Genomic DNA, 7,397 nt, shown 5'->3' on the forward strand with positions numbered 1-7,397 from the left:
CTCATGCGCTTTCGACACCCTGACGGCACCACCGTCCATCTGGCGTACTGCACCAACGTGCATCCCGCCGAGACCCTCGACGGCATCGTCGGCCAACTCGCCGCGTACGCCGAACCGGTGCGCGTCGCCGCCGGTGCCCGGCTGATCGGCATCGGCCTGTGGCTGCCCGCCGAGACGGCCGGGGCGCTCGCCGCCGACCCGGCCGGCGTGGCCCGGCTGCGCCGCGAGCTGAGCACCCGTGGCCTGGAGACGGTCACCCTCAACGGCTTTCCCTACCGCGGCTTCCACGCTCCCGTCGTCAAACGGGCCGTGTACTACCCGGACTGGTCGGAACCGGCCCGCCTGGAGTACACGCTGAACCTGGCCCGGGTGCTCGCCGGACTGCTGCCCGACGGCACCTCGCATGGCTCGATCTCCACCCTGCCGCTGGCCTGGCGCACAGTGTGGACCTCGGCCCAGCGCACCACAGCGGCTCGGCAACTGGACCTGCTCACAGCGGGGTTGAAGCAGATCGCCGCAGACACCGGCAAGACCGTACGGGTCGGCATCGAACCGGAGCCCGGCTGTGTGGCGGAGACCACCGAGCAGGCCGTCGAGGCGCTGGCAGGCACCGACCCGCAGTGGATCGGCGTGTGCCTCGACGCCTGCCACCTCGCCGTCGCCCACGAGGAACCGGCCGCCGCGCTGGCCCGGCTGCGCGAGGCGGGCGTCCCGGTGGTCAAGCTGCAGGCGTCCACCGCTCTGGAGGTCCCCGACCCCGCGGAGAGCTCCGTACGCGAGGCGCTGGCGCCCTTCGCGGAGCGGCGGTTCCTGCACCAGACCAGGGAGGCCGGCCCGGACGGGACGCTACTGGCCTGCGACGACCTGGGGGCCGCCCTCGCCGGCGCGCTACCGGGCCGGGCGCCCTGGCGCATCCACTACCACGTGCCCCTGCACGAGGAGCCCCCGCCGCCGCTGGCCGGCACCCGCGAGGTGCTGCGGGCGACCCTGCGGACGTTGTTCGCGGGCGAGCGGGCGGTCACCGACCACGTCGAGGTGGAGACCTACACCTGGTCGGTGCTGCCCGGCCACCACGACGACGCCCTCGTGACCGGACTGGCCGCCGAAATGACCTGGATGCGGGACGAGTTGCTGGCCGTGGGTCTCACGCAGGTGACGTCGTGACCGGCGACCGGACGGGCCGGCAGGTCGTTGTACTGTGCACGGTCGGCCTGACCCGGCGGCTGCTCGACGAGATGCCGCACGTGCGCGCGGTCGGCGAACAGGGCTTCACCGCCCGCCTGGACACCGTCTTCCCGGCTGTCACCGCGACCGTGCAGGCCACCCTGACCACGGGATCGCTGCCGCGCGAGCACGGGGCGGTGGCCAACGGCTGGTACCACCGCGACCAGGGCGAGGTCATGATGTGGCGCCAGCACAACGGGCTGGTGCACGGCGAGAAGGCCTGGCAGGCGGCCCGCCGCCGCGACCCGGAGCACTCCACCGCCTACCTGTGCTGGTGGTGGGCGATGGGCGCCGACGTCGACACCGTCCTCACGCCCCGCCCCGTCTACCATCACGACGGCCGCAAGTCCCCGGACTGCTACACCGTCCCGGCCTCCCTGCGTGACGAACTCACGGTCGCGCAGGGCGACTTCCCGCTCTTCCAGTACTGGGGCCCGACCGCGTCGATCGCCTCCACCCGCTGGATCGCGGGCGCCGCCCGGTACGTCGTCGACCGCCGCCGCCCCGACCTCACCTTCGTCTACGTGCCGCACCTCGACTACGACCTCCAGCGGTACGGCCCCGACAGTCCCCAGGCCGTTCGTGCCGCCCGGGAGACCGACGCGGCCCTCGCCCCGCTCCTCGCCGACCTGCGGGAGCGCGGCACGACGGTGGTCGCGCTGAGCGAGTACGGCATCTCCGCGGTGAGCCGGCCCGTCGACATCAACCGCGCCCTGCGCCGCGAGGGACTGCTCTCGGTCCACACCCAGCGCGGCATGGAGTACCTCGACCCGCACACCTCGCGGGCGTTCGCCGTCGCCGACCACCAGGCCGCACACGTCTACGTGGCCGACCCCGCCGATGTTCCGCGGGTGCGGGACGTGCTGAAGGCACTGGACGGTGTCGACGAGATCTGGGACCGCACCCAGCAGGCCGAACACGGCATCGACCACCCCAACTCCGGGGAGTTGGTGGCGGTCTCGGAACCGGACGCCTGGTTCACCTACTACTACTGGCTCGACGACGCCCGCGCACCCGACTTCGCGCGCGGCGTCGACATCCACCGCAAGCCGGGCTACGACCCCGCCGAGCTCTTCTTCGACCCGTCGATTCCGGCGGTGAAGGCGAAGGCGGCACTGACCCTGCTGCGGAAGAAGGCCGGGATGCGCGCACCGCTGACCGTGGTGCCGCTCGATCCCGGCCTGGTCAGGGGCAGCCACGGACGGCTGCCCTCGGACGACCGGGACGGGCCGCTGCTGCTGTGCTCCGACCCGGTCCAGGAACGGGACCGCTACCACGCCACCGAGGTGAAGGAACTGCTCCTGCGCCTCAACGGACTGGCCTGAGACCGGCCGTGACGAGAAGAGAGGAGGAAAGATGGCATCGCTATCGGCCCCGGCCGCCGCGCACATCGATCACGCGGCGGACATCAGCGACGTGTACGTGCCGGAGACGGCACGCAGGGCGGTGGCCCGGCTGGGGGAGGACGGTGCGGCACACGTGTGGTGGTGGCCGCTGAACGAGGCGGTGGACCCGGTCGACTTCGCGCTGCTGGACGAGGCGGAACGGGCCCGTGCCCGCCGCTTCCACGCGGCGCGGGACGCGGCGGCCTTCACGACCACCCGGGCCGGCGCGCGCAGGGCGATGGCGGAACTGCTCGGCGTGGCACCGCAGTCCGTCCGCTTCGGCCGGCGTATCTGCCCCGGCTGCGGCGACACCGAACACGGTCCGCCCGCGGTCGTCCGGCCGCCCGTCCCGCTCGCGGTCAGCCTGTCCCGCACCACCGGCTGCGGTGTGCTGGCGGTCCGGGCGGGCGACTGGGTGGGCGTCGATGTGGAGGCGTACCGCACGGTGGAGTCCGCAAGCCTGGCGGAGTTGGTCCTGACGCCGAACGAACGCGAGCAGATCCTGTCCTTCGCCGAGGGCCCGGAGCGCACCAGAACCTTCCACCGGGCCTGGACCCGTAAGGAGGCGGTCGTCAAGGCGGTCGGTCTGGGCCTGATGGGCATGCCGCTGAACACCCTGGACGTGAACCCGTCCGCCGACGGCCCGCTGACCGTGCGCCACGTGCACCGCGACCGCACCACGACCTGGCACGTCGAGGACCTGCACCTGCCGGGCCCCTGGTCGGCCTCCCTGTCCCGGCCGTCCGCAGGCCCGCTGGGTCCGGTCCACGTCCATCCGCCTGCCTGACGGGAGCGCGGCGGACCCCCACAGCGGCGCCCACCGGTCCGGCCGCGGGCCGTCACCGGCGGGGCGCCGCACCTGCCCACTTTCGGACGATTCTCCGCGTCATCGGCTGAAACCCGTGCCTTGGTCCACCCGTCCGGCCATTTTGCATAGCGCCGATATAGATCGGACGGCCAGGTTCGATCCGACGCACTTCCGCTGTCGGCGGAGGCGCTCACCGCCCCCACGCGACGATGGATGGAGAGGACTGGTCACGCATGATGACCGAGAGGACCAACACCGAGCCGCACAGCGGCACCGCCACCCGGAGCCACGCCCTGCGGCTGGACGAGGTCAGCAAGGTCTACGGCAGAAACGGCCGTGGCGTCAGGGCCCTCGACGGCGTTTCCGTAAGCATCGAGCGCGGCTCGTTCACCGCGGTCATGGGCCCGTCCGGCTCCGGCAAGTCGACCTTCCTGCACTGCGCGGCCGGCCTCGACAAACCGACCTCCGGCCGCGCCTGGATCGGTGACACAGAACTCGGAGGGATGAACGAGACCCAGCTGACGAAGCTGCGCCGTCAGCGCATCGGCTTCGTCTTCCAGGCGTTCAACCTGATCTCGTCCCTCTCTGTGCGCCAGAACGTCGAACTGCCCCTGCGCCTGGCCGGCGAGCGTCTGGACAAGCGGTGGCTGGAGGAGATCCTGTCCCGCGTCGGCCTCGGCGGCCGGGCCGCCCACCGCCCCGGCGAACTCTCCGGCGGCCAGCAGCAGCGCGTGGCCATCGCCCGCGCCCTGATCACCCGTCCCGACGTCATCTTCGGCGACGAACCGACCGGCGCCCTGGACACCGTCACGGCGAAGGAGATCCTCTCGCTGCTGCGGTCCTGCGTGGACGACACCGGTCAGACCGTCGTCATGGTCACCCACGACCCCATGGCCGCGTCGTACGCGGACACCGTCCTCTTCCTCGCCGACGGCCGGCTGGCCGACCGTATGCACGCTCCGACCGCCGAGCGCGTCGCGGACCGGATGACGCACCTGGGAGCGTGGGCCTGATGCTGCGTTACGCCTTCCAGACCCTCAGGGCACGCAAGGGGGGATTCATCGGCGCGTTCCTGGCGCTGATGTGTGCCGCCGCCCTGGTCACCGCGTGCGGCATCCTTCTGGAGACCGGCCTGCGCGGCACCATCGGCACCGAGCGGTACGCGGCGGCCCCGGTGATCGTCGGCGGCGACCAGAACGTCCACCAGACCACCGTCAAGAAGAAGAAGGGCAAGACCAAGGTCAAGCACAAGGCGAAGCCGCTCGCCGAACGCGTCTGGCTGCCCGGCTCCACCGTCACCGCGCTGGAGAAGGTGCCCGGCGCCGGGGCCGTCGTACCCGAGATCACCTTCCCCGCCTACGCCGTCAGCCCCGAGGGCCGCGTCGTCGAGGGCGTCGACGGCAAGGACTCCTACGGGCACGCCTGGGCCTCGGCCGCCCTCACCCCGTTCACGCTCGTCTCCGGCACCGCGCCCGCGTCCGCCGCCGACGTCGTCGTGGACCGCGAACTCGCCGACCGGATGGGCCTGAAGGCCGGTTCGCGGCTCACGGTGCAGTCGACCGACACCCCGCGCGCCTACACCGTCAGCGGCGTCGCGGCACCCGCGGGCGGCGACCTGAAGCAGCAGACCTCCCTGTTCTTCTCCACCGCCGAGGCCCAGCGGCTCTCCGGCCGCGAAGGCCAGATCACCGCGATCGGCGTGCTGCCCGCGAAGGGCGTCGGCACCGCCGAACTGGCCGCTCAGGTGAAGAAGGCACTGGACGGCACCACCGCCCAGGTTGTCACCGGCGGCGACCGCGGTCCGGTCGAGTTCCTCGACGCGGCCAAGGCCCGCGTCAAACTCGTCTCGATGGGCGGCGCCATCGGCGGCACCTCGCTGCTGGTCGCGATCCTCGTGGTCGTGGGCACCTTCGCCCTCTCCATCCAGCAGCGTTACCGCGAACTCGCCCTGCTGCGCGCCATCGCCGCCACCCCCAAGCAGGTACGGCAGCTGATCGGCCGCGAGGCTCTGATCGTCGGCCTGCTCGCCGGGGTGCTCGGCGCCGTCGCCGGGCTGCCGATCGCGTACTGGCTGCACCACAAGTTCGTCGGGTTCGGCACCATCCCCGACACGCTGGAGGTCACCTTCGGCTTCTTCCCGTTCGCCGCCGCCGTCGGCGCCTCCCTGCTGGGCGCCTGGGCCGCGGCCCGCATCTCCGGCCGCCGCACCGCCCGTATCCGGCCCGCCGAGGCGCTCGCCGAGTCCGTCATGGAGCGGGCCGGCTTCGCCTGGGGCCGCTTCCTCGCCGGATCGCTCACCCTGGCCGGCGGGGTGGTGCTGCTGGCCTTACTGAGTGTGCTGAAGACCGAGCCGGCGTCCACGCCGGTGACGTTCCTGACCGTCGTGGTGCTGGCGGTCGCGGTCTCCCTGCTCGGTCCGGTCATCGCCCGGCTCGCCGTCGCGGTCCTGGGCGTCCCGCTGCGCGCCTCGCGCGTCGCCGGTCACCTCGCCACGGCCAACGTCCGCGCCAACACCAAGCGGATGGCGTCCGCGATCACCCCGCTGGCCCTGCTCATCGGCATGGCCTGCACGGTGCTGTTCGTGCAGACCACGATGGGCGACGCCGCCTCGGCCCAGGCCGAGGAGGGCAACCGGGCCGACTGGGTGGTGGCCTCCTCCGGCCCCGGCGTGCCCGAGCAGGCCGCCGACGCGCTGCGCGGCACCCCCGGCGTCACCGCGATCACCGAAGTGGTCCGTACGACCGTCCGCGTCGGCCTCGACAAGTACCCCGCGCAGGGCCTGTCCACGGACGGCCTGCGGAAGAACTGGGACCCGGACGTCAGCGAGGGATCACTGGCCGGCTTCGGCACCGGCAGCGTCGCGCTCAGCGAGGTCGCCGCCGACCACCTCGGCAAGAAGCCCGGCGACTCCTTCAAGATCACCCTCGGCGACGGCACCGTCGTCAAGCTGAAGGTGGCCGCCGTCTACGCCCGCGGACTCGGCTTCGGCGACCTGACCATGGCCCACGACCTCGTCGCGCGGCACGTCGACAACCCGCTCGCCTCCTCCGTCCTCGTCCAGACCACCGACGACGGCAAGGCGGGCCGCGAGCAGCTGCAGAAGGCCGTCGCCGCGTTCCCGGGCGTAGGCGTCCTGGACCGCGGCCAGGTCGAGGACCTCCAGGCCGAGGTGCAGCAGTCCAACGCAGAGGTCAACTACGTCGCCATGGGGCTGATCATCGCGTTCACCGCGATCGCCGTGGTCAACACGCTCGCCATGTCGGTCTCCGACCGCTCGCGTGAGTTCGCCCTGCTGCGCCTGGTCGGCACCACCCGCCGGCAGGTCATGGGCATGCTGCGCATCGAGTCCCTGGTCGTGGTGGCCATCGCCGCGGCGCTCGGCAGCGGCATCGCCTTCGCCGTCCTGACCGCGTTCAGCATCGGCATGACGGGCGCGGCGGCACCCTCCGTCGACCCGTGGATGTACCTGGGCGTCCTCGGCTTCGCCGGAGTCCTGGCCCTGCTGGCGACGGTCGTACCGGGCCGGCTGTCGCTGACCGGCCGTCCCGCGGACATCATCGGCTCCCGCCAGTGACGGCACCGCGCCGCGGCACTCACGGCTGAATACCAAGGCGTCTTCGACTCGGAGGCGGGCCGGCCGGACCTCCCCATGACGGCGACCACCGAGGCCGAACTCCCGGCGCTGCTCACCGCCGCCGCCCGGCACCGCTTCAACCTGTCGTCCAAACTCCCCCTGCGGGCCACCCTGTACACGCTGGACGCCGACACCCACGTCCTGCTGCTGCTCGCCCACCACATCGCTGGCGAGGGCTGGTCCATGGCACCGTTGATGCGCGACCTGAAAACGGCGTACGCGGCACGATGCACCGATAGCATCCCGGAGTTTCGCCAACTGCCGGTTCATTACGCCGATTTCGCGCAGTGGCAGCGCGACCTGCTGGGCGTCGCGGCCTCGCCCGAGAGCTTGATCAGTCGTCATA

The 7,397-nt window shown here is 72.2% G+C and carries 6 protein-coding genes; all 6 read left to right on the forward strand.

Going from position 1 to position 7,397, the window contains the following annotated elements; translation table 11 throughout:
- Positions 1-3 precede the first annotated feature (3 nt).
- Positions 4-1,164, forward strand: a complete 1,161-nt coding sequence (eboE, locus tag STRTUCAR8_RS23500) for a metabolite traffic protein EboE (RefSeq protein WP_006378426.1) — start codon at positions 4-6, stop codon at positions 1,162-1,164.
- Entirely contained in the window at positions 1,161-2,549 is a 1,389-nt protein-coding gene (locus STRTUCAR8_RS23505) for an alkaline phosphatase family protein (RefSeq protein ID WP_006378427.1), read from the forward strand. Before eboE ends, STRTUCAR8_RS23505 begins: the two co-directional genes overlap by 4 nt.
- Positions 2,550-2,580: 31 nt before the next feature.
- Positions 2,581-3,396 (forward strand): 4'-phosphopantetheinyl transferase family protein, encoded by an 816-nt coding sequence (locus tag STRTUCAR8_RS23510; RefSeq protein WP_006378437.1) that lies wholly within the window; start codon positions 2,581-2,583, stop codon positions 3,394-3,396.
- 254 nt (positions 3,397-3,650) lie between these two features.
- Positions 3,651-4,430, forward strand: a complete 780-nt coding sequence (locus STRTUCAR8_RS23515) for an ABC transporter ATP-binding protein (RefSeq protein WP_006378429.1) — start codon at positions 3,651-3,653, stop codon at positions 4,428-4,430.
- Positions 4,430-6,991 (forward strand): FtsX-like permease family protein, encoded by a 2,562-nt coding sequence (locus tag STRTUCAR8_RS23520; protein WP_234372641.1) that lies wholly within the window; start codon positions 4,430-4,432, stop codon positions 6,989-6,991. The genes STRTUCAR8_RS23515 and STRTUCAR8_RS23520 overlap by 1 nt, the downstream gene beginning before the upstream one ends.
- 75 nt (positions 6,992-7,066) lie before the next feature.
- Positions 7,067-7,397, forward strand: a 331-nt coding sequence (locus STRTUCAR8_RS23525) for a condensation domain-containing protein (protein WP_006378428.1), incomplete at its 3' end; no start/stop codon positions are given.

This window comes from Streptomyces turgidiscabies Car8 (assembly GCF_000331005.1).
Taxonomy (GTDB): Bacteria; Actinomycetota; Actinomycetes; order Streptomycetales; family Streptomycetaceae; genus Streptomyces; species Streptomyces turgidiscabies.

Bases quoted from the DNA above. Each gene is read 5' to 3' on its own strand.
- eboE (WP_006378426.1), top strand. From the start codon at position 4: ATGCGCTTTCGACACCCTGACGGCACCACCGTCCATCTGGCGTACTGC.
- STRTUCAR8_RS23510 (WP_006378437.1), top strand. From the start codon at position 2,581: ATGGCATCGCTATCGGCCCCGGCCGCCGCGCACATCGATCACGCGGCG.
- STRTUCAR8_RS23515 (WP_006378429.1), top strand. From the start codon at position 3,651: ATGATGACCGAGAGGACCAACACCGAGCCGCACAGCGGCACCGCCACC.
- STRTUCAR8_RS23520 (WP_234372641.1), top strand. From the start codon at position 4,430: ATGCTGCGTTACGCCTTCCAGACCCTCAGGGCACGCAAGGGGGGATTC.